The organism is Agromyces mangrovi, from assembly GCF_030296695.1.
GTDB classification, from domain to species: Bacteria; Actinomycetota; Actinomycetes; order Actinomycetales; family Microbacteriaceae; genus Agromyces; species Agromyces mangrovi.
The window spans coordinates 2,942,510-2,961,900 of sequence record NZ_AP027737.1 but is presented as its reverse complement, the minus strand read 5'-3'; the positions used below and the strand labels follow the sequence as shown (position 1 = coordinate 2,961,900).

General features: G+C 71.9%; 16 protein-coding genes and 3 pseudogenes. 3 read left to right on the top strand and 16 right to left on the bottom strand.

What is annotated here, in order from left to right:
- Positions 1 to 11: 11 nt before the first annotated feature.
- The 8 genes and pseudogenes from atpA to QUE38_RS14050 all read right to left on the bottom strand — a co-directional run bounded on the left by atpA (position 12) and on the right by QUE38_RS14050 (position 6,890).
- On the bottom strand, positions 12 to 1,649 hold the full coding sequence (atpA, locus tag QUE38_RS14085) for a F0F1 ATP synthase subunit alpha (RefSeq protein ID WP_286308889.1): 1,638 nt from the start codon (positions 1,647 to 1,649) through the stop codon (positions 12 to 14).
- 79 nt (positions 1,650 to 1,728) lie between these two features.
- Positions 1,729 to 2,519 (bottom strand): annotated as a pseudogene (locus QUE38_RS14080) (F0F1 ATP synthase subunit delta).
- A 3-nt stretch (positions 2,520 to 2,522) separates the two neighbouring features.
- Positions 2,523 to 3,083, bottom strand: coding sequence for a F0F1 ATP synthase subunit B (locus QUE38_RS14075; RefSeq protein ID WP_286308888.1), 561 nt, complete (start codon positions 3,081 to 3,083; stop codon positions 2,523 to 2,525).
- A 29-nt stretch (positions 3,084 to 3,112) separates the two neighbouring features.
- The gene (gene atpE, locus QUE38_RS14070) at positions 3,113 to 3,346 is read right to left on the bottom strand and encodes an ATP synthase F0 subunit C (protein ID WP_022888426.1); all 234 of its coding nucleotides are present in this window, start codon (positions 3,344 to 3,346) and stop codon (positions 3,113 to 3,115) included.
- 48 nt (positions 3,347 to 3,394) lie between these two features.
- Positions 3,395 to 4,192, bottom strand: coding sequence for a F0F1 ATP synthase subunit A (atpB, locus tag QUE38_RS14065; RefSeq protein WP_286308886.1), 798 nt, complete (start codon positions 4,190 to 4,192; stop codon positions 3,395 to 3,397).
- Positions 4,193 to 4,405: 213 nt separating this feature from the next.
- Positions 4,406 to 4,897, bottom strand: a complete 492-nt coding sequence (locus tag QUE38_RS14060) for a hypothetical protein (protein ID WP_286308885.1) — start codon at positions 4,895 to 4,897, stop codon at positions 4,406 to 4,408.
- The gene (locus QUE38_RS14055; RefSeq protein ID WP_286308884.1) at positions 4,894 to 6,111 is read right to left on the bottom strand and encodes an MraY family glycosyltransferase; all 1,218 of its coding nucleotides are present in this window, start codon (positions 6,109 to 6,111) and stop codon (positions 4,894 to 4,896) included. Before QUE38_RS14055 ends, QUE38_RS14060 begins: the two co-directional genes overlap by 4 nt.
- Positions 6,108 to 6,890 (bottom strand): L-threonylcarbamoyladenylate synthase, encoded by a 783-nt coding sequence (locus tag QUE38_RS14050; protein ID WP_286308883.1) that lies wholly within the window; start codon positions 6,888 to 6,890, stop codon positions 6,108 to 6,110. The genes QUE38_RS14055 and QUE38_RS14050 overlap by 4 nt, the downstream gene beginning before the upstream one ends.
- A gap of 69 nt (positions 6,891 to 6,959) precedes the next feature.
- Here QUE38_RS14050 and QUE38_RS14045 point away from each other — a divergent pair, with 69 nt between their 5' ends.
- Positions 6,960 to 7,589: an HAD-IA family hydrolase gene (locus QUE38_RS14045; protein ID WP_286308882.1), complete on the top strand. Its 630-nt coding sequence runs from the start codon at positions 6,960 to 6,962 to the stop codon at positions 7,587 to 7,589.
- A gap of 18 nt (positions 7,590 to 7,607) precedes the next feature.
- Here QUE38_RS14045 and prmC read toward each other — a convergent pair whose 3' ends face one another.
- Positions 7,608 to 8,489 carry a peptide chain release factor N(5)-glutamine methyltransferase gene (gene prmC / locus QUE38_RS14040; RefSeq protein ID WP_286308881.1) on the bottom strand — a complete coding sequence of 294 codons (882 nt, stop codon included), beginning with the start codon at positions 8,487 to 8,489 and terminating at the stop codon, positions 7,608 to 7,610.
- 95 nt (positions 8,490 to 8,584) lie between these two features.
- On the opposite strand from prmC, the gene cysK reads away from it, so the two are divergent.
- Both cysK and epsC read left to right on the top strand, forming a co-directional pair.
- On the top strand, positions 8,585 to 9,526 hold the full coding sequence (cysK, locus tag QUE38_RS14035) for a cysteine synthase A (RefSeq protein WP_286308879.1): 942 nt from the start codon (positions 8,585 to 8,587) through the stop codon (positions 9,524 to 9,526).
- Between the two features lie 35 nt (positions 9,527 to 9,561).
- Positions 9,562 to 10,131 (top strand): serine O-acetyltransferase EpsC, encoded by a 570-nt coding sequence (gene epsC, locus QUE38_RS14030; protein ID WP_286308877.1) that lies wholly within the window; start codon positions 9,562 to 9,564, stop codon positions 10,129 to 10,131.
- Between the two features lie 12 nt (positions 10,132 to 10,143).
- On the opposite strand, the gene prfA is transcribed toward epsC, so the two are convergent.
- The 7 genes and pseudogenes from prfA to QUE38_RS13995 all read right to left on the bottom strand — a co-directional run bounded on the left by prfA (position 10,144) and on the right by QUE38_RS13995 (position 19,391).
- Positions 10,144 to 11,223, bottom strand: a complete 1,080-nt coding sequence (prfA, locus tag QUE38_RS14025; protein WP_286308876.1) for a peptide chain release factor 1 — start codon at positions 11,221 to 11,223, stop codon at positions 10,144 to 10,146.
- A 5-nt stretch (positions 11,224 to 11,228) separates the two neighbouring features.
- On the bottom strand, positions 11,229 to 13,391 hold the full coding sequence (gene rho / locus QUE38_RS14020; RefSeq protein ID WP_350227480.1) for a transcription termination factor Rho: 2,163 nt from the start codon (positions 13,389 to 13,391) through the stop codon (positions 11,229 to 11,231).
- Between the two features lie 163 nt (positions 13,392 to 13,554).
- Positions 13,555 to 14,511: a homoserine kinase gene (thrB, locus tag QUE38_RS14015; protein WP_286308875.1), complete on the bottom strand. Its 957-nt coding sequence runs from the start codon at positions 14,509 to 14,511 to the stop codon at positions 13,555 to 13,557.
- Positions 14,508 to 15,604 (bottom strand): annotated as a pseudogene (gene thrC, locus QUE38_RS14010) (threonine synthase). The gene thrB and the pseudogene thrC overlap by 4 nt, the downstream one beginning before the upstream one ends.
- Positions 15,604 to 16,911 (bottom strand): homoserine dehydrogenase, encoded by a 1,308-nt coding sequence (locus QUE38_RS14005; RefSeq protein WP_286308874.1) that lies wholly within the window; start codon positions 16,909 to 16,911, stop codon positions 15,604 to 15,606. The pseudogene thrC and the gene QUE38_RS14005 overlap by 1 nt, the downstream one beginning before the upstream one ends.
- A gap of 16 nt (positions 16,912 to 16,927) precedes the next feature.
- Positions 16,928 to 18,316 (bottom strand): annotated as a pseudogene (gene lysA, locus QUE38_RS14000) (diaminopimelate decarboxylase).
- A 193-nt stretch (positions 18,317 to 18,509) separates the two neighbouring features.
- Positions 18,510 to 19,391 carry an LmeA family phospholipid-binding protein gene (locus QUE38_RS13995; RefSeq protein ID WP_286308873.1) on the bottom strand — a complete coding sequence of 294 codons (882 nt, stop codon included), beginning with the start codon at positions 19,389 to 19,391 and terminating at the stop codon, positions 18,510 to 18,512.

Genomic DNA, 19,391 nt, shown 5'->3' with positions numbered 1-19,391 from the left:
CGAGCAGCGCGTCAGCGCTTGCCGCGGACGATCTCCTCCTGGTTGACCTCGGACTTGTCGGCGGCCTCGTGCGACTCGCTGCCCGGCTCGACCAGCGAGTGGCCCTCCTCCGAGCGGAACTCGAGCTTGAACTTGTCGACCTCGGACTCGAGGGTCGCGAGGGTGTCGTCGTCGAGCACGTTGGTCTCGCGCAGCGTCGAGAGCACCTCGGTGTTGCGACCGAGGTGGTCGAGCAGCTCGCGCTCGAACCGGAGCACGTCCTCGACGGGGACGTCGTCGAGCTTGCCGTTCGTGCCGGCCCAGATCGAGACGACCTGCTCCTCGACGGGGTACGGCGAGTACTGCGGCTGCTTGAGCAGCTCGGTCAGGCGCGCGCCGCGGGCGAGCTGGCGGCGGCTGGCCGCGTCGAGGTCGGACGCGAACATCGCGAACGCCTCGAGCGAGCGGTACTGGGCGAGCTCGAGCTTGAGCGTTCCCGAAACCTTCTTGATCGACTTGACCTGGGCGTCGCCGCCGACTCGGGACACCGAGATGCCGACGTCGACCGCGGGACGCTGGTTCGCGTTGAACAGGTCGGACTGGAGGAAGATCTGGCCGTCGGTGATCGAGATCACGTTGGTCGGGATGTACGCCGAGACGTCGTTCGCCTTCGTCTCGATGATCGGCAGGCCGGTCATCGAGCCGGCACCGAGCTCGTCCGAGAGCTTCGCGCAACGCTCGAGCAGGCGCGAGTGCAGGTAGAAGACGTCACCGGGGTACGCCTCGCGGCCCGGCGGGCGACGCAGCAGCAGCGACACGGCGCGGTAGGCCTCGGCCTGCTTCGACAGGTCGTCGAAGATGATCAGCACGTGCTTGCCGCCGTACATCCAGTGCTGGCCGATGGCCGAGCCGGTGTAGGGGGCGAGGTACTTGAAGCCCGCCGGGTCGGATGCGGGAGCGGCGACGATGGTCGTGTACTCCATCGCACCGGCGTCCTCGAGGGCGCCCTTCACCGAGGCGATGGTCGAGCCCTTCTGGCCGATCGCGACGTAGATGCAGCGCACCTGCTTGGTGGGGTCGCCCGACTCCCAGTTCGCCTTCTGGTTGATGATCGTGTCGATCGCGATGGCGGTCTTGCCCGTCTGGCGGTCGCCGATGATCAGCTGGCGCTGGCCACGGCCGATCGGGATCATGGCGTCGATCGCCTTGATGCCGGTCTGCATGGGCTCGTGCACGCTCTTGCGCTGCATGACGCCCGGGGCCTGGAGCTCGAGGGCGCGTCGACCCTCGGTGGCGATCTCGCCGAGGCCGTCGATGGGCGCGCCCAGCGGGTCCACCACGCGGCCGAGGTAGCCGTCGCCGACCGGGACGGAGAGGACCTCGCCCGTGCGGGTCACCTCCATGCCCTCCTCGATGCCGCCGAACTCACCGAGCACGACCACGCCGATCTCGTCCTCGTCGAGGTTCAGCGCGAGGCCGAGCGTGCCGTCGGCGAAGCGCAGGAGCTCGTTCGCCATGGCCGAGGGCAGGCCCTCGACGTGGGCGATGCCGTCCGCGGCATCCGTGACGTAGCCGACCTCGGTCTTCTCGCCCGAGCTCGGCTCGTAGGACGAGACGAACTCGGAGAGAGCCGAACGGATCTCATCTGGGCTGATGGTGAGTTCTGCCATTTGTCTGTTCCTTCTTCTGCACCGGGTCGGTGCCGGTGGGACGCTGTCGGGCCTTGGGTCGGCCGGGGTGGGGCCGGCCTCAGCCGGCGAGCTTCTGCCTCAGGTCGGTGAGGCGGGCGGACACGCTGCCGTCGATGACGTCGTCACCGATCTGGATGCGGAGTCCGCCGACGAGGGACGGGTCGATCACGAGGTTGAACCGGACGTCGCGGCCGTACTGGCTCGCGAGCTGGCGCTCGAGCCGCTGCAGCTGTGCGGCGGTGAGCGGGCCGGCCGAGGTGACGGTCGCGACCGCGTAGCCGCGCTCGTCGGCCACGATCGATGCGGCGCCGCGGAGCAGCTCGCCGATGCGGCGGCCACGCGGCTGCTCGACCAGGTGGCGCACGATCGCCGCGGCCTGCGGCGACGCGTTGCCGGTGAGCAGGCGGTCGGCGAGGGCGACCTTCGACGCGGTCGGGCTGAGCTTGCTGCCGAGCGCGAGCTCGAGCTCGGCGTTCGAGGTGACGATGCGCCCGAACTCGAAGAGCTCCGACTCGACCGGCGTCGCACCGGCCGAGCGCGCGGCGGCGCGCAGGCCGAGCTCCTCGATGCCCTGCAGCAGGTCATCCCCGCTCGACCAGCGGCTCACGGCGATGCCGCCGAGCAGCTCGAGCGCGGTCGCGCCGATCCGGCCGCCGAACACGCCCTGCACGAGCGCGCGCGTGCGGGTGGCGTCCGCGTCCGGGTCGGTCAGCGCCGACCGCAGCTGCGCGGAGCGCCCCACGACGCGGCCGGCCGCGAACAGGTCCTCCGCGACCTGGAGGTCGACGGTGCGCTGCGCGGCGAGCGCCGCCTTGGCGGCGGCGGTCGCTTCCTCGTGGCACTGCCCATGGGCTACTTCTTCTCCCCTGCGGCTTCCGACGCCTCGAGGTCCGCGAGGAAGCGGTCCACGAGCGCGCTGGCCTTCGCGTCGTCGGAGAGGCTCTCGCCGATCACGCCCGACGCGAGGTCGATCGCGAGCGTGCCGACGTCGCTGCGGAGCGACACGAGCGCCGCCTGGCGCTCGGCCTCGATCTGCGACTGCGCCGACGCGGTGACCCGCGCGGCCTCGGCGGTCGCCTGCTCCTTCGCCTCCGCGACGATCTTCTTGCCGTCCTCACGGGCGGTCTCGCGGATGCTGCCCGCCTCGGCGCGCGCCTCGGCGAGCTGGGCGGTGTACTGCTCGAGCGCGGCCTCGGCCTTGCGCTGCGCCTCGTCGGCCTTGGCGATGTTGCCCTCGATGGCCTCCGCGCGCTCGTCGAGCAGCTTCTGCATGCGCGGGAGCACGTTGAACCAGAAGAAGACGAGGATGATGACGAAGCAGACCGCCGACCAGACGATGTCGTACGTCGCCGGGAGCAGCGGGTTCTGCGTCTCGGCAGACTCCTCCGCAGCCCTGACTAGTGCCTGAAGCACAGTGGCCTCCTAATTGCCGGCGGGACGGATCAGACGAAGATGAAGTACGTCGCGATGCCGATGAAGGCGAGCGCCTCGGTGAAGGCGATACCGATCCACATCAGCACCTGGAGACGACCGGCCAGCTCGGGCTGGCGGGCGACGCCCTCGATCGTCTTGCCGACGACGATGCCGACGCCGATCGCCGGGCCGATGGCGGCCAGGCCGTAGCCGACGGTCGCGATGTTTCCGTTGATCTCGGCGAGAACGGTGGTTGCGTCCACGTTGGGGTTTCCTTTCCTAGGGTTCCGTACGGGCGGGGGCGCCCGGGGTCAGTGCTCTTCGGCGACGGCCAGCTGGATGTAGACGGCCGTGAGGAGTGCGAAGACGTAGGCCTGCAGCACGGCGACGAGGATCTCGAACACCGTGAAGACGAAGCCGAACGCGAGCGTGCCGACACCGAGTGCGGTGTACCAGCCGCCGAGCGTGAAGATGAAGAACTGCGTCGCGGCGAAGAACAGCACGAGCAGCAGGTGCCCGACGACCATGTTCATGAGCAGTCGCAGGGTGAGCGTCACCGGGCGGATCACGAAGGTCGAGATGAGCTCGATCGGCGTGACGATGATGTACACCGGCCACGGCACGCCCGCCGGGAAGAGCGAGTTCTTGAAGAAGTTCTTGGGGCTCTTCTTGATGCCGGCGTAGATGAACGTCACGTACGAGACGATCGCGAGCACGAGGGGCACGCCGATGACCGATGTGCCGGCGATGTTCAGGAACGGGATGATGCCCGTCAGGTTCATGAACAGCACCATGAAGAAGATGGTGGTGAGCAGCGGCAGGAATCGACGACCGTCGGTCTTGCCGAGCAGGTCCTCCGCGACGTTGACGCGCACGAAGTCGAGGCCCATCTCGACGACCGACTGGAAGCGGCCGGGCACGACGCGCATGCGGCGCGTGCCGAGCCAGAAGACCAGGATCAGTGCCGCGACCGCGATGAAGCGGACGAGCATGATGCGGTTGATCTCGAATGGCGTTCCCTCGAAGAGGAACCCGGGCGGGAAGAACTCTGCGATCGACGGACCGTGGAACTCGCCATCTTCGGCAGCGGTCGGAACCAGCAGGTTCACAGCGTGTACTAGCAGCGCTATCTCCTGTTTCGGGGCGTCGAGCAGGTGCTCTCGCGTCGACGAACATTCAGCGGAATCTCGGCACACCTGTGGCGCGTCGAGAACCGGGGGATCGGTCATGATCCTAGCAAGAGAACGGCGATCCGGGCGAATCCGAGACGCTCCGGTCCGATCGGATGCCTCCAGCGGCACGTATCCGCCGCGGGCGGCGCCTCAGTCGTCGGTCGGCGCCTTCGGCAGTTCGACGTCGCTCGCGTACGGCACCCGCGAGCGCAGCACGACGACCACGTCGACGACCAGCGAGGCGATGACGCCCGCGACGATCGCGAGGAAGAGCACGGTGGGGTCGAGCCACGGCTGCTCGCGGAGCAGCACCACGAGCACGATGAAGAGCACGAACTTCAGCAGCCAGCCGCCGAGCACGATGCCGAAGAAGGCGCCGACGAACAGGTCGCTCGCGGCGAACCGGTTGGCCAGCAGGATGCTCGCCGCGGTGATGCCCATGAACCCGATCGCGATCACGGTGCCGAGCAGCGCGCTCGTCAGCCCGACCGTGCCTGCGAAGAGCCAGCCGAGCAGGCCTCCCACGACCGCGATCACGAGGGCGCACACGCCGCCCCACTTCAATGCCTCCCGGAGCACGGGTCCCGAGGTCGGCTGCCGGCGGTCGGCGGGGCGGTCTGCGGGCGGGCGTGCGTCGTTCATCGGTCTCCAGTGGGGTGCGTCGAGAGTCTACCGTCGCGCGCCTCGGCGTCGTCTGGGAGCTCCTCGTCGCCCGCGAGGTCGTCGCGGAGCGCCCCGCGGCGTCGTCTCGTGAGCGGTGCCAGCGTGAGCGCCGCGCAGGCCACGAAGCCGACGCCGAGGAAGACGAACGCCCAGGCGCGGTCGAGTTCGGTGTACGCCGGCAGCACGAAGCTCAGCAGGAATCCGACCGAGGCGACGCCGGTCCACGCGTACAGGATGAGGACGGCGTGCAGGTGCGTGTGCCCCATGTCGAGGAGCCGGTGGTGCAGGTGCCCGCGGTCGGCGGAGAACGGCGACTTGCCGGCGCGGAGGCGCCGGATCACCGCGAGCGTGAAGTCGAGCAGCGGGATCACGAGCACCGCGAACGGCAGGATCACGGGGATGAACGCCGGGAAGAGGTCGCCGGCGCCGATCGAGCCGGGGTTGATCTGACCGGTAACGGCGATGGCCGACGTGGCCATCAGCAGGCCGATGAGCAGCGCCCCGGCGTCGCCCATGAAGAGCTTGGCGGGGTGCCAGTTGAGCGGCAGGAACCCGGCGCAGGCGCCGACGACGAGCACGGCGATGAGCGAGGCGAGGTTGAAGTAGTTGGTCGGCGAGGTCTGCTGCACCAGCAGGTACGTGTACACGAAGAAGGTGCCGTTGGCGATGAGCGCCACGCCCGCGACCAGGCCGTCGAGCCCGTCGATGAAGTTGACCGCGTTCATCACGAGCACGATCGCGAAGACCGTGACGGCGGCCGAGAGCCACGACGACCCCACGGTCACGCCGCCGATCGGCAGCGAGAGGATCGACACGCCCTGCCACGCGACGAGCCCCGCCGCGAGGAACTGGCCGGCGAGCTTGGTCAGCCAGTCGAGGTCCCAGATGTCGTCGGCGACGCCGAGCAGCACGATCAGCAGCGCTGCGCCGAGGATCGCCAGGATCTGGCTGCGGTCGGCGAACACGATGGCGAGCGGCGCGATCGAGGACGAGACGAGGGATGCCACGCCGAACGCCGTCACGATTCCGAGGAACATGGCGATGCCGCCGAGCCGCGGTGTGGGGCGCGTGTGCACGTCGCGCTCGCGGATCTTCGGGTAGAGCCGGTACCGCAGGCTGAGCTTCCAGATGACGATCGACAGGACGAGCGTCACCACGGCGGTGACGAGCGCGAGCCCGAGGAACGCCCTCATGCGGTGTCGGCCTCCGGGGCGGCATCCGCCTCGGCCGTCGCAGCAGCGTCCGCGGCGGGTGCCTCAGCGTCGGCGGTGACGACCGCGACCGGTTCCATCAGGTCCTCGCTCACGACCTCCGCGATCTGCTCGCGCGTGATGACCCCGGCGCGCACGATGCGGAGCCGGCCGTCGGTGCGCGACAGTCCGGTCGCGTCGACGATGGTCGACGACAGGTCGCCCGGCCGCTCCCCCACCGCCTCGTACCCGGCGCCCGACGTGCCGCCGTCGAGGTACACCTCGACCGACTCGCCCAGCATCTCCTCGGCCGCCTGCGCGGTGGTGGCGGCCGGCTGCCCCGAGAGGTTCGCCGACGACACCGCGAGCGGGCCGGTCTCGGCGAGCAGCTCGAGCGCGATGGGGTGGTCGGGCATGCGGAGCGCGACGGTACCGCGGGTCTCCCCCAAGTCCCAGCGGAGCGACGGCTGCGCCTCGAGGATCACCGTCAGCCCGCCGGGCCAGAACGCCTCCACCAGCGCGCGCACGGGGGCGGGCACGTCGGCGGCGAGCGCATCGAGCGTGGGGATGCCGGGGATGAGCACGGGCGGCGGGGCGGTGCGGTCGCGGCCCTTGGCGTCGAGCAGCCGCTGCACCGCGTTCGCGTCGAACGCGTCGGCGGCGACGCCGTACACGGTGTCGGTCGGCAGCACGACGAGCTGCCCCCGGCCGAGGGCCTGTCGGGCCAGCCGCATGCCGGTCATCAGGCCGGTGCCGACCGAGGTGTCGTGGATGCGTGTCATGACCGCACGAGTCTAATGGAGCGGACGGGGATCCTTCGCAGCTCGCCCCCGGGCTGGGATACTGGTCGCGTGGCGACGGTGCTCTACCTGTTCGACTTCGACAAGACGCTCTACGCGTACGACTTCCGCGAGCGCCTGCCCGCCCTCGCGCGCCTGACCGGCACGAGCGAGTACCACCTCGCCAAGTCGTGGTGGTCCGAGGGCCACGAGGCCGCCGCGGAGGCCGGCGAGTACGCGACGACCGACGAGTACCTCGAGGCGTTCGGCGAGGTCACCGGCACCCGCCTCACGCTCGAGCAGTGGGTGGACGCCCGCCGGGCCGCGATGACGCCCATCCCGGCGTCGATCGCGGTGCTGCGGCGCGCGGCGGAGCTCGGCACCGTGTCGCTGCTGTCGAACAACCCGATCATCTTCCGCGACGCGCTGCCCGTGCTCGCGCCCGAGGTGCACGAGATCCTCGGCGGCAACGACCTCGTCTCGGCGGCCCTCGGCGCCCGCAAGCCCGAGCGGCGCATCTACACGCGCGCCTGCGACCGCTTCGGCGTGCCGCCCGAGCGCGCGTTCTTCGTGGACGACTCGGGCGCGAACGTGCGCGGCGCGGTCGACGCGGGGCTCGAGGCGTTCGAGTTCCTCCCCATCGGCCACGGCTACAACACCGAGCACCTGCTCGAGGCGGTCGAGTCGTTCGCGACGGCCTGAGCGGGCGGATGCCCCCGGTCAGCGCAGCGCGGTCGTGGCGCGGTCGCGCCCGGTGAGGTCGCGGTGGTGCGCGACCGCCCGCCAGCCGTCGGCGGCGAGCAGGGCCCCGATCGCGGCGGACTGCTGCTCGCCGTGCTCGATCACGAGCAGGCCGCCGGGGCGCAGCAGTCGGTGCCCCGTGCGCGAGACGTCGCGCACGACGTCGAGCCCGTCGGCACCGCCGTAGAGCGCCGCCTCGGGGTCGTGCAGGCGCACCTCGGGGTCGCGCGGCAGCGCGTCGTCGGGGATGTACGGCGGGTTCGAGATGACGACCGAGACGGTGCCGTCGAGCTGGGTGAGCGCGTCGGCGAGGTCGCCGAAGACGAGCTCGAGGTTCGCGGCGCCGATGCGGCGCACGTTCGCGCGCGCCCAGCGGAAGGCGGCCGGGGACTTCTCGACGGCCCACACCCGCGCGTGCGGCACCTCGGTGGCCATCGCGAGCGCGATCGCGCCGGTGCCCGTGCCGAGGTCGACCGCGCGCGGCTCCGGGTCGGCGACCGCCCGCAGCGCGTCGATCGCGTGCTGGGCCACCTGCTCGGTCTCGGGCCGCGGCACGAACACGCCGGGGCCCACCTCGAGCTCGAGCGACCGGAACGCGGCCCGGCCGGTCAGGTGCTGCAGCGGCTCGCGCGCCGCGCGCCGGGCGACGAGGGACTCCAGCGCAGCGGCATCCGCCTCGCCCAGCCCACCGCCGAGCACCATGCGGGCCTGCACCTCGCCGCGGCCGAGCCCGAGCACGTGGCCGATCAGCAGGTCGGCGTCGACCTCGGCATCCGCGATGCCGGCGAGCAGCAGTCGCTGCGCCACGTCGTCGCGCACCGCGCGCAGGTCGCGGGCGTCGTTCGGCCAGGTCGCATCCACGAGGGTCGAATGTAACGCACTCGCCCGGGAACCGGCCGCCCCCGTATGCTCGGATGCGGCGCGCGACGACGCGCACGAGCGAGAGGACGGGCACCATGGGACAGGTCTACGGCAGCATCACCGAGGCGTTCGGGAAGACCCCGCTCGTGCGCCTGAACCGGGTCACCGACGGCGCGGCCGCCGAGGTGCTCGGCAAGCTCGAGTTCTACAACCCGTCGGCGAGCGTCAAGGACCGCCTCGGCATCGCCATCGTCGACGCCGCCGAGGCGTCGGGCGAGCTGCAGCCCGGCGGCACCATCGTCGAGGCGACGAGCGGCAACACCGGCATCGCGCTCGCCATGGTCGGCGCGGCGCGCGGCTACCGGGTCATCCTCACGATGCCCGAGACCATGAGCATCGAGCGGCGCCAGCTGCTGAAGGCGTACGGCGCCGAGCTCGTGCTGACCCCGGGCCCCGTGGGCGTGAAGGGTGCGGTCGAGAAGTCCGAGGAGATCGCCGCCGGCATCGAGGGCGCGGTGCTCGCCCGCCAGTTCGAGAACGAGGCGAACCCGGCCATCCACCGCCGCACCACCGCCGAGGAGGTCTGGGACGACACCGACGGCGGCGTCGACATCTTCGTCTCGGGCATCGGCACGGGCGGCACCATCACGGGCGTCGGCCAGGTGCTGAAGGAGCGCAAGCCGGGCGTGCAGGTCATCGGCGTCGAGCCGGCCGAGTCGCCGATCCTGAACGGCGGGTCCCCGGCGCCGCAGAAGATCCAGGGCATCGGCCCGAACTTCATCCCGCCGATCCTCGACCGCGAGGTCTACGACGAGATCTTCGACGTGAACATCGACCAGGCCGTCGCCATGGCGCGCCGGCTCGGCATGGAGGAGGGCATCCTCGGCGGGCTCAGCTCGGGCGCGACCGTGCACGCCGCCGTCGAGATCGCCAAGCGCCCGGAGAACGCCGGCAAGACGATCGTCGTGATCCTCGCCAGCTACGGCGAGCGCTACCTCTCGACCGTGCTGTACGAGGGCCTGCTGGACGAGGGCTGAGCGTTCCCTCAGGAGCGGTCTGATTGGATGGGCCGGTGAAGCTCGTCTCCCGTGTCCGCGAGGACCTCGCCACCGCACGCGCCCACGACCCCGCGTCGCGCAGCGCGTTCGAGATCTTCCTCGCCTACTCGGGCGTGCACGCCGTCTGGGGCCACCGGGTCGCGCACGCGCTCTGGCGGCGCGGCTTCCGGCTGCTCGCACGCGTGCTCTCGCAGCTGAACCGCTTCCTCACCGGCATCGAGATCCACCCCGGCGCGACCATCGGCCGCCGCTTCTTCATCGACCACGGCATGGGCGTCGTGATCGGCGAGACGGCCGTGCTCGGCGACGACGTCATGCTGTACCACGGGGTGACGCTCGGCGGGAAGGCGAAGCGCGGCGCGGGACGCGGCACCAAGCGGCATCCGACGCTCGAGGACGGCGTGACCGTCGGCGCCGGCGCGAAGCTGCTGGGCGACATCACCATCGGCGCGGGATCGACGGTCGGCGCCAACGCGGTCGTGACGCACGACGCTCCCCCGCACTCGCTCGTCGTGGGCATCCCGGCGCAGTTCCGGCCACTGGCGGATGCTACGGCCGACGCGGCGCGCGGCGTGCACGACTGACGACGGGATCGGCTAGGACTCGTCGCCGATCTGGGCCAGCCTGGCCTCCTCGTCGGCCTGCACGGCCGACTCGATGACCGGGTCGAGCGCGCCGTTCATGACGTGGTCGAGGTTGTACGCCTTGTAGCCCGTGCGGTGATCGGCGATGCGGTTCTCGGGGAAGTTGTAGGTGCGGATGCGCTCGGAGCGGTCCATCGAGCGGATCTGCGACTTGCGGGCGTCGGACGCGGCCGCCGCGAGCTCCTCCTGCTGGCGCGCGAGCAGGCGGGCGCGCAGCACGCGCATCCCGGCCTCGCGGTTCTGCAGCTGCGACTTCTCGTTCTGCATCGACACCACGATGCCGGTCGGCAGGTGCGTGATGCGCACGGCCGAGTCGGTCGTGTTCACCGACTGCCCGCCCGGGCCCGACGAGCGGTAGACGTCGATCTTGAGGTCGTTCTGGTTGATGTCGACCTCCTCGGGCTCGTCCACCTCGGGGAACACGAGCACGCCCGTGGTCGACGTGTGGATGCGGCCCTGCGCCTCGGTGACCGGCACGCGCTGCACGCGGTGCACGCCGCCCTCGTACTTCAGGTGCGCCCAGACGCCCTCCGACGGGTCGGAGGCGTTCGACTTGATGGCGACCTGCACGTTCTTGTAGCCGCCCAGGTCGGACTCGTCGGACTCGAGCAGCTCGGTCTTCCAGCCCTTCGCCGCGGCGTACTGCAGGTACATGCGCAGCAGGTCGGCCGCGAACAGCGCGCTCTCGGCGCCGCCCTCGCCGCCCTTGATCTCCATGATCACGTCGCGGCCGTCGTCGGGGTCGCGCGGGATGAGCAGTCGCCGCAGGTGCTCCTGCGACTCGGCGAGCTGCGCCTCGAGGCCCGGCACCTCCTCGGCGAACGCCTCGTCCTCCGCGGCCAGCTCGCGGGCGGCCTCGAGGTCGTCGTTCGCCTGGGTCCACGCATCGTGCGCGGCCACGATGCGGCTGAGCTCTGCGTAGCGGCGGTTGACCTTGCGCGAGCGCGCGGGGTCGGCGTGCAGCGCCGGGTCGGCCAGCTCCTCCTGGAGCTGGCCGTGCTCGGCGCGCAGCGCCTGGACGGACTCGAACACCGGCGTCAGCGGTGGTCGTTCTCGTGGCCGTGGCGGTGGGCCTCGCCGTGGCCGTTGCCCGCGACCGGAGCCGACTTCTGCATGAGCAGCAGGAACTCGGTGTTCGACTGGGTCTCCTTGAGCCGGCCGAGCACCGCCTCGAGCGCCTGCTGCGGCTCGAGCCCGGCGAGCGCACGACGCAGCTTCCAGGTGATCTTGACCTCGTCGTTCGAGAGCAGCATCTCCTCGCGGCGCGTCGACGACGCGTTCACGTCGACCGCCGGGAAGATGCGCTTGTCGGCGAGCTGGCGCGACAGGCGCAGCTCGGAGTTGCCGGTGCCCTTGAACTCCTCGAAGATCACCTCGTCCATCTTCGACCCGGTCTCGACGAGCGCCGTGGCGAGGATGGTGAGCGAGCCGCCGTTCTCGATGTTGCGGGCCGCGCCGAAGAAGCGCTTCGGCGGGTACAGCGCGCTCGCGTCGACGCCACCCGAGAGGATGCGGCCGGAGGCCGGCGCCGCGAGGTTGTACGCGCGACCCAGGCGCGTGATCGAATCGAGCAGCACGACGACGTCGTGGCCCAGCTCGACGAGGCGCTTCGCGCGCTCGATGGCGAGCTCGGCAACCGTCGTGTGGTCCTCGGCGGGGCGGTCAAAGGTCGAGGCGATGACCTCGCCCTTCACCGTGCGCTGCATGTCGGTGACCTCCTCGGGGCGCTCGTCGACGAGCACGACCATGAGGTGGACCTCGGGGTTGTTCTGCGAGATCGCGTTGGCGATCTGCTGCAGCACGATCGTCTTGCCCGCCTTCGGCGGCGCCACGATCAGGCCGCGCTGGCCCTTGCCGATGGGCGCGACCAGGTCGATGATGCGCTGCGTGAGCTTCGTGGGCTCGGTCTCCAGGCGCAGGCGGTCCTGCGGGTAGAGCGGGGTCAGCTTCTGGAAGTCGACGCGCTCGCCCGAGGCATCCGGTGCCTGGCCGTTGATCGAGTCGACCTTCACCAGGGCGTTGTACTTCTGGCGGCTGTTGCCCTCGCCCTCGCGCGGCTGCTTGATGGCGCCGACGACCGCGTCGCCCTTGCGCAGGTGGTACTTCTTCACCTGGCCGAGCGAGACGTACACGTCGCTCGGGCCGGGGAGGTAGCCGGTCGTGCGCACGAACGCGTAGTTGTCGAGCACGTCGAGGATGCCCGCGACGGGGATGAGCACGTCGTCGTCGAGGATCTCGGGCTCGGCCTCGTCGCCGCCGCCACCGCCGCGACGCTTGCGGTCGCGGTACCGGCTGCGCCGGCCGCCCTCGCCCTCGCCCTGGTCGGCGTTGCCGCCGCGGCCGCCCTGGCCCTGCTGGCCCTGCTGGCCCTTCTGCCGGCCGCCGTCGTCCTGCGCGTCGTCCTGCTTCTGCTGGCGCTGGGCGTTGCCCTGGCCCTTGCCGCCCTGGCCCTGCTGGCCCTTCTGGCGGCCGCCGTCGTTCTTCTGCGCCTGCCCGCCGTCGTCGCCGGACTCGCCGTCGCGCTGGTCGCCGGACGCTGCCTGCTGGTCGCCGCCGCCACCGCCGCGGTTGCGACGGTTGCGGCTCCGGCTGCGGCCGGAGCGCTGCTGCCCGTCGCCGGAGTCCTTGCCGGAGCGGTCGTCGGCGTCGGACTGCTCGGCGCCCGACTCGCCGGACTGCTTCCGGTCGGCCTGCTGCTCGGCCGACTGCTCGTCGGTCCGCTTCTCGTCGGTCCGCTTCTCGTCGGTCCGCTTGTCGTCAGCAGGCTTCTCGTCGGCCCGCTGCTCGGCGGGCCGCTCGTCGGCCGGCTTCCGGTCCGCCTCGGGGGCCGGCGCGGACGCGTCGGCCGGGACGAGGCTGTCGAGGCCGGTGTCGCCCGAGTTGACGTGGGCGCCGGCGGCGGTGCCGGCGCTCGTCGCACGTCGGGAGGCGCGGCGCGGGGCGCCCTCGCCGGAGGCCGAACCCGAGGCCGAGGCCGAGCCGCGGCGGTCGGAGATCGCCTCGACGAGCTCGCCCTTGCGGAGCTTGTTCGCGCCCGCGATGCCGAGGTCGGTGGCGAGCTGCTGCAGCTCCGCGACCTTGAGACCGGACAGGGGGCGCCGTTGGCCACGCCCGAGGCGTGGTCGGTTGCGTTGGTCACTGGGTATGTTTCCTTTCCCCCGGCGTTCGGGAATGGGCCGGGAGAGCTGATGCGCCCGCACGCGCCGAGTCCTGCGCTGGAGCGCGGATGCACGCATGGGCGTGAGCAATGAGTTGCTGAAGAATCGCACGATGCGGCCGGTTCGCGGTTCCCGCGTGCCTGCCGGGTGCTGCCTGCGAGTTTACCACCGCGAACGGGGTGCCCCGGCACCTGTGGACTGCGTGTCAGTCCTCGGCGACCGCCGTCGCGCCCCGGAAGTCGACCGCCGGCATGAGCGCCTGCCACGGCGAGTCCGCCTCGCGCTCGACCAGTCCGGCCGCGTCGAGCCGCTCCGCGGGGTTGCTCGCGAGCACCAGGATCGACGGGCCGGCACCCGACACGACCGCCGCGTGGCCCGCCTCGCGGAGCACTCGGATGAGGCGCTCCGTCTCGGGCATCGCCGAGGCACGGTAGCTCTGGTGGAGCTTGTCCTCGGTGGCGGCGAGCAGCAGTTCGGGGCTCTGGGTCAGGGCCGCGACGAGCAACGCCGAACGCGACAGGTTGAAGACCGCGTCCTCGTGCGGCACGTGCTTGGGCTGCAGCGACCGGGCGAGCGCCGTCGACATGACGTGCTCGGGCACCAGGACGAGCGGGGACACGCCGCGGTGCACGATGAGCTTCTTGTGCTGCGGCCCCTGCTCGGTGGTCCAGGCGATCGTGAGCCCGCCGAACAGCGCCGGCGCGACGTTGTCGGGGTGCCCCTCGAGGTCGGTCGCGAGGGCGAGCAGGGTCGCCGAGTCGAGCTCGACGGTGCCCTCGAGCAGGCCCTTCGCGGCCATGACGCCCGCGACGACCGCGGCGCCCGAGGAGCCCAGGCCGCGGCTGTGCGGGATGGTGTTGTGCGCGTGCAGCCGGATCGGCGGGAGCGCATAGCCCTGCGTCGCGAGGCTGTGCGCCATGGAGCGGACCACGAGGTGCGACTCGTCGAGCGGCACCTCGCCCTCGCCCACGCCCTCGACGACGATCTCGAGACCGGGGTGGTCGAGCACCGTGATGTCGAGGTCGTCGTACAGCGCGAGCCCGAGGCCGAGGGTGTCGAAGCCGGGGCCGAGGTTCGCGGTGGTCGCGGGCACCTTGACGTGCACGGTCGTGCCCGGTTCCAGGTCGAGCGCGCGCAGGCTCCCCACGACGGCCTCCGTCATGACGCCAGCCCGAGCACGTCGGCGATCGCGGCGGTGTCGACCGGCACGACCGTCGGGCTCACGTCGGAGCCGTCGGCGGCGCGGAGCGCCCACTGGGGTCCTTCAGGCCGTGGCCGGTCACGGTCAGCACCACGGTCGAGCCCGCCGGGATCGCACCGGCCTCGGAACGCTCGAGCAGGCCGGCGACGCTGATCGCCGACGCCGGCTCGACGAACACCCCGACCTCGGCCGAGAGGATGCGGTGCGCCTCGAGGATCTTCTCGTCGGTGATCGCGCCGAAGTAGCCGTCGCTGTCGTCGCGGGCCGACAGGGCGAGTTCCCACGAGGCGGGGTTTCCGATGCGGATGGCGCTCGCGATCGTGTCGGGGTCGCGCACGGGCTCGCCGCGCACGATGGGCGCCGAGCCCGCCGCCTGGAAGCCGAACATGCGCGGCAGCCGCGTCGACTCGCCGCGCTCGACCTCCTCGCGGTAGCCGCGGTGGTAGGCGGTGTAGTTGCCGGCGTTGCCGACCGGCACCAAGTGGAAGTCGGGTGCGTCGCCGAGCGCCTCGACGACCTCGAACGCGGCCGTCTTCTGCCCCTCGATGCGGTCGTTGTTCACCGAGTTCACGAGGTGCACGGGGTAGTTCGCCGACAGGTCGCGGGCGATGTCGAGGCAGTCGTCGAAGTTGCCCTGCACCTGCAGCAGCTCGGCGCCGTGGGCGATCGCCTGCGCGAGCTTGCCCATGGCGATCTTGCCCTCGGGCACGAGCACCGCCGACTGGATGCCCGCGTGCGTCGCGTACGCCGCGGCGCTGGCCGAGGTGTTGCCGGTCGACGCGCAGATGACGACCTTCGCGCCGTGCTCGACCGCCTTGGACACGGCCATGGTCATGCCGCGGTCCTTGAACGAGCCCGTCGGGTTCATGCCCTCGAACTTCACCCAGACGTTCGCGCCCGTGCGGTCCGACAGCGCCCGGGCCGGGATGAGCGGCGTGCCGCCCTCGCCGAGGGTCACGATCGGGGTGGCATCCGAGACGTCGAGCCGGTCCGCGTACTCGCGGATGACCCCGCGCCACTGGCGGGAGTTCGGCTTCGGAGTGGGGTGTTCCACTATGCTCCTTCGACTCGGAGGACGGACGTGACCTGGTCGACCACGGGATCTGCGGCGAGCGCCGCGACGGTGTCGGCCAGGGAGGACTCGCGTGCCTCGTGGGTGCCGATCACAAGGGTAGCCCGCCCGGCGTCGTCGCTGAGCGTCTGCTCGAGCTGCTCGACGGAGACGCCGTGGGCGGCGAAGATCTGCGCGATCGCGGCGAGCACGCCGGGCTGGTCGAGCACCTCGATGGTGACCGCGTAGCGGGTCGTGACCTGGCCGATGTCGAGCACGGGCAGTTCGGCGTGGGTCGACTCGGCGATGCCGGGGCCGCCCGCGACGTGACGCCGCACGACGGCCACCAGGTCGCCCAGCACGGCCGACGCGGTCTCGGCCCCGCCGGCGCCCGCGCCGTAGAACATGAGGTCGCCGGCGGCGGATGCCTCGACGAAGACCGCGTTGTTCGCCCCGTGCACGGCCGCGAGCGGGTGCGCCCGGTCGACCATCGCCGGATAGACGCGGGCCGAGACGGCCTCGTCGCCCGTGTCGGGGTCGCGCAGGCGCTCGCAGATCGCCAGGAGCTTCACGACGTACCCGGCCTTCCTCGCCGACTCGACCTGAGCGGCGGTGACGCCCGTGATGCCCTCGCGGTGCACCTGCTCGACGGGCACGAGGGTGTGGAACGCGAGGCTCGCGAGGATCGCGGCCTTCTGCGCGGCGTCGTAGCCCTCGATGTCGGCGGTCGGGTCGGCCTCGGCGTAGCCGAGCGCGGTCGCCGCGGCGAGCGCCGACTCGAGGCTGTCGCCGGTCGTGTCCATGCGGTCGAGGATGTAGTTGGTCGTGCCGTTCACGATGCCGAGGATGCGGTCGACCGTGTCGCCGGCCATGCTGTCACGGAGCGGCCGGATGATCGGGATCGCCCCGCCGACGGCCGCCTCGTACGCGAGCTGCGCGCCGACCTGCTCGGCCGCCTCGAACAGCTCCGGGCCATGTGTGGCCAGGAGCGCCTTGTTCGCGGTGACCACGTCGGCGCCCGAGTTGATCGCCTGCAGCACGAGGGTGCGCGCGGGCTCGAGGCCGCCGATGAGCTCGACGACGATGTCGGCCCCGAGGATCAGCGACGAGGCATCCGTCGTGAACAGGTCGTGCGGCAGGTCGACGTCGCGCTTGGCGTCGACGTCGCGCACGGCGATGCCCGTGAGCTCGATGCGTGCGCCCGCGCGCGCGGCGAGCTCGTCGGAGTGTTCGAGCAGCAGCCTCGCGACCTGCGAGCCCACCGTGCCGCCGCCCAGCAGGGCGACGCGCAGGGAACGGTATTCGATCATGCGATCCTCATCCGTGTCAGCGGCCTTCCGTGATTCCGGCATCGCGCGCGAGGAGGTCCGCCTCGGTCTCGCCGCGCACGATGACCCGTGCCTCGCCGCCGTCGACGGCCACCACGGCCGGGCGCGCGAGCAGGTTGTAGTTGCTGGAGAGCGCCCAGCAGTAGGCGCCGGTCGCGGCGACCGCGACCAGGTCGCCCGATCGCACGTCGCCGGGCAGGTAGTCGGCATCGACGAGGATGTCGCCCGACTCGCAGTGCTTGCCGGCGAGGCGCACGAGCACGGGGTCCGCGTCGGACGTGCGCGAGGCCAGGCGCACCGTGTAGTCGGCGCCGTAGAGCGACGGCCTGGCGTTGTCGCTCATGCCGCCGTCGACGGCGACGTAGCGGCGGATGCCCCCGAGACGGGCACGTCCTTGATGGCGCCGACCTCGTACAGGGTGACGCCGGGCGGGCCGACGATGGAGCGGCCGGGCTCGAACGCGAGCACCGGCACGGGGATGCCGAGCGCGGCGCAGCGCTCGGCGACCGCGGCGACGATGCCGCGCGCGAGCACCTCGACGGGCGTCGGGTCGTCGGCACTCGTGTACGCGATGCCGAAGCCGCCGCCGAGGTTCAGCTCGGGCACGTCGCCGCCGACGAGCAGCTCGGCGTGCACGGCGAGGAGCCGTTCGGCCGACTCGGCGAATCCGCCGGCGTCGAAGATCTGCGAGCCGATGTGGCAGTGCAGGCCGAGGAAGCGGAGCGAGCCGCACCCGCGGATCGCGGCGACGACGCCGGCCGCATCGGCCAGGGGCACGCCGAACTTCTGGTCGTCGTGCGCGGTCGCGAGGAACTCGTGGGTGTGCGCGTGCACGCCGCTGTTCACGCGCAGGCGCACCGCCTGCACGACGCCCGCACGCGCGGCCGCGTCGGCGACGCGGTCGACCTCGGCGCGGCTGTCGAGCACGATCGAGCCGACGCCCGCGGCGATCGCGCGCGCGATCTCGGCGTCGGACTTGTTGTTGCCGTGGAAGCCGATCGCCGCTGCGGGCACGCCCGCGGCCAGCGCGACCGCGAGCTCTCCCCGCTCGCGACGTCGACGCGCAGTCCGGCCTCGACGACCCAGCGCGCGACCTCGGCGGAGAGGAACGCCTTGCCGGCGTAGTAGACGTGCGCGTCGGACCCGGCGGCGCGGGCCTCGGACCCGAACGCGTCGCGCGCGGCGGCGGCGCGTGCGCGCACGTCGGCCTCGTCGAGCACGTAGAGGGGGTGCCGAAGCGCGCCGCGAGCTCGGTCGCGGCGACGCCGCCCACCGTGAGCACGCCGTCGTCGTCGCGGTGCGCCGAGGCCGGCCAGACGCGCGCGTCGAGCGCGTCGGCGTCGGTCGGGACGCGCAACCACGCCGGGGCGATGACGTCGGTGGCCACGATGGGAACCTCACGGAATGCGGAACGGTGGATCGCTGCGCGGCGAGCGAACCCGGATTGGTTCCTGAAGCCGGCCTGCAAGGGGGTGCGCCGGCGGGGGCCGGGCAGGCCCGACCATGCTATCGGGGCGCCCGAGCGGCGGCCAATCGCGTGACACGGGCCGTCACGGGCGGCCCGGAACGGCGTCGGAGCGTCAGTCGCAGGAGCCGGTGCGCTCCAGCAGCGCCTCGTCGAGCACGAGGTCCTCGCCCTCGAGCACGACGGTCACGACGCCGCCCTCCCAGGCGAGCTCGTCCACCTGGGCGCCGTCGGGCAGGAACTGCGCCACGCAGACCGGGATGGGGTCGATGCGCAGCAGGTCCTCCGCGATGCCGCCGAGCTCGAACTCGGCCGAGCCGCCGACGATGCGCACCGACTCCGGGGTGATGAACACGGTGTCGCCGTCGGCCTCGACGGTCGCGTCGGCGCGGTACTCGATCGGGAAGCCGAGGATCTCGACCGTGCCGGTGTACGCGACCCGCCCGTCCTCGAAGCGCAGGCCGTCGCCCACGCCCGGGATCGGGATGAGCTCCGACACGGCCGCCTCGCTCAGGGCGATGGTCGCCGTGGCACGATCGGTCGGCAGGGAGCGGTCACGGGGCGTGCCCTCGAGCACGACCTCGACGTCGAGGACCGCGCCGTTGACGTCGAGTTCGGGTGCGCTCACCTGCACCCGGTCGAACCGGCCGATGAAGAGCTGCCAGAGCATGCTCGCACCGCCGATCGTCACCTCGACGTCACCGGAGACGCCCTCGGGCAGCTCCTGCTCGATCTGGGCGGCGACCTGCCGCTCGCTCGCTCCGCGCAGCCAGACGTCCGTCACGACGGTCGCGATCGCGAGCACCAGCAGCGACGCGGCGACGATCGCGCCGACCAGCAGTCCGCGGCGCGGACGGCGCTCGGGCGGGGCATCCGACTGCTGCTCCATCGGCGGGATCGGCTGCGTGTCCGAGGCATCCGCTCGCCCGTGCAGCTCCTCGTCGCCGTAGGGCCGGGTGTCGCCCGGCCCGTGCTCGCCCTGCCGATCGTCGGTCAT

Excerpts from the sequence above, each read along its gene's own strand:
- atpA (WP_286308889.1), bottom strand. The coding sequence starts at position 1,649 with ATGGCAGAACTCACCATCAGCCCAGATGAGATCCGTTCGGCTCTCTCC.
- QUE38_RS14060 (WP_286308885.1), bottom strand. The coding sequence starts at position 4,897 with ATGAACGACGCACGCCCGCCCGCAGACCGCCCCGCCGACCGCCGGCAG.
- QUE38_RS14055 (WP_286308884.1), bottom strand. The coding sequence starts at position 6,111 with ATGAGGGCGTTCCTCGGGCTCGCGCTCGTCACCGCCGTGGTGACGCTC.
- QUE38_RS14050 (WP_286308883.1), bottom strand. The coding sequence starts at position 6,890 with ATGACACGCATCCACGACACCTCGGTCGGCACCGGCCTGATGACCGGC.
- cysK (WP_286308879.1), top strand. The coding sequence starts at position 8,585 with ATGGGACAGGTCTACGGCAGCATCACCGAGGCGTTCGGGAAGACCCCG.
- thrB (WP_286308875.1), bottom strand. The coding sequence starts at position 14,511 with ATGACGGAGGCCGTCGTGGGGAGCCTGCGCGCGCTCGACCTGGAACCG.
- QUE38_RS14005 (WP_286308874.1), bottom strand. The coding sequence starts at position 16,911 with ATGATCGAATACCGTTCCCTGCGCGTCGCCCTGCTGGGCGGCGGCACG.
- QUE38_RS13995 (WP_286308873.1), bottom strand. The coding sequence starts at position 19,391 with ATGACCGACGATCGGCAGGGCGAGCACGGGCCGGGCGACACCCGGCCC.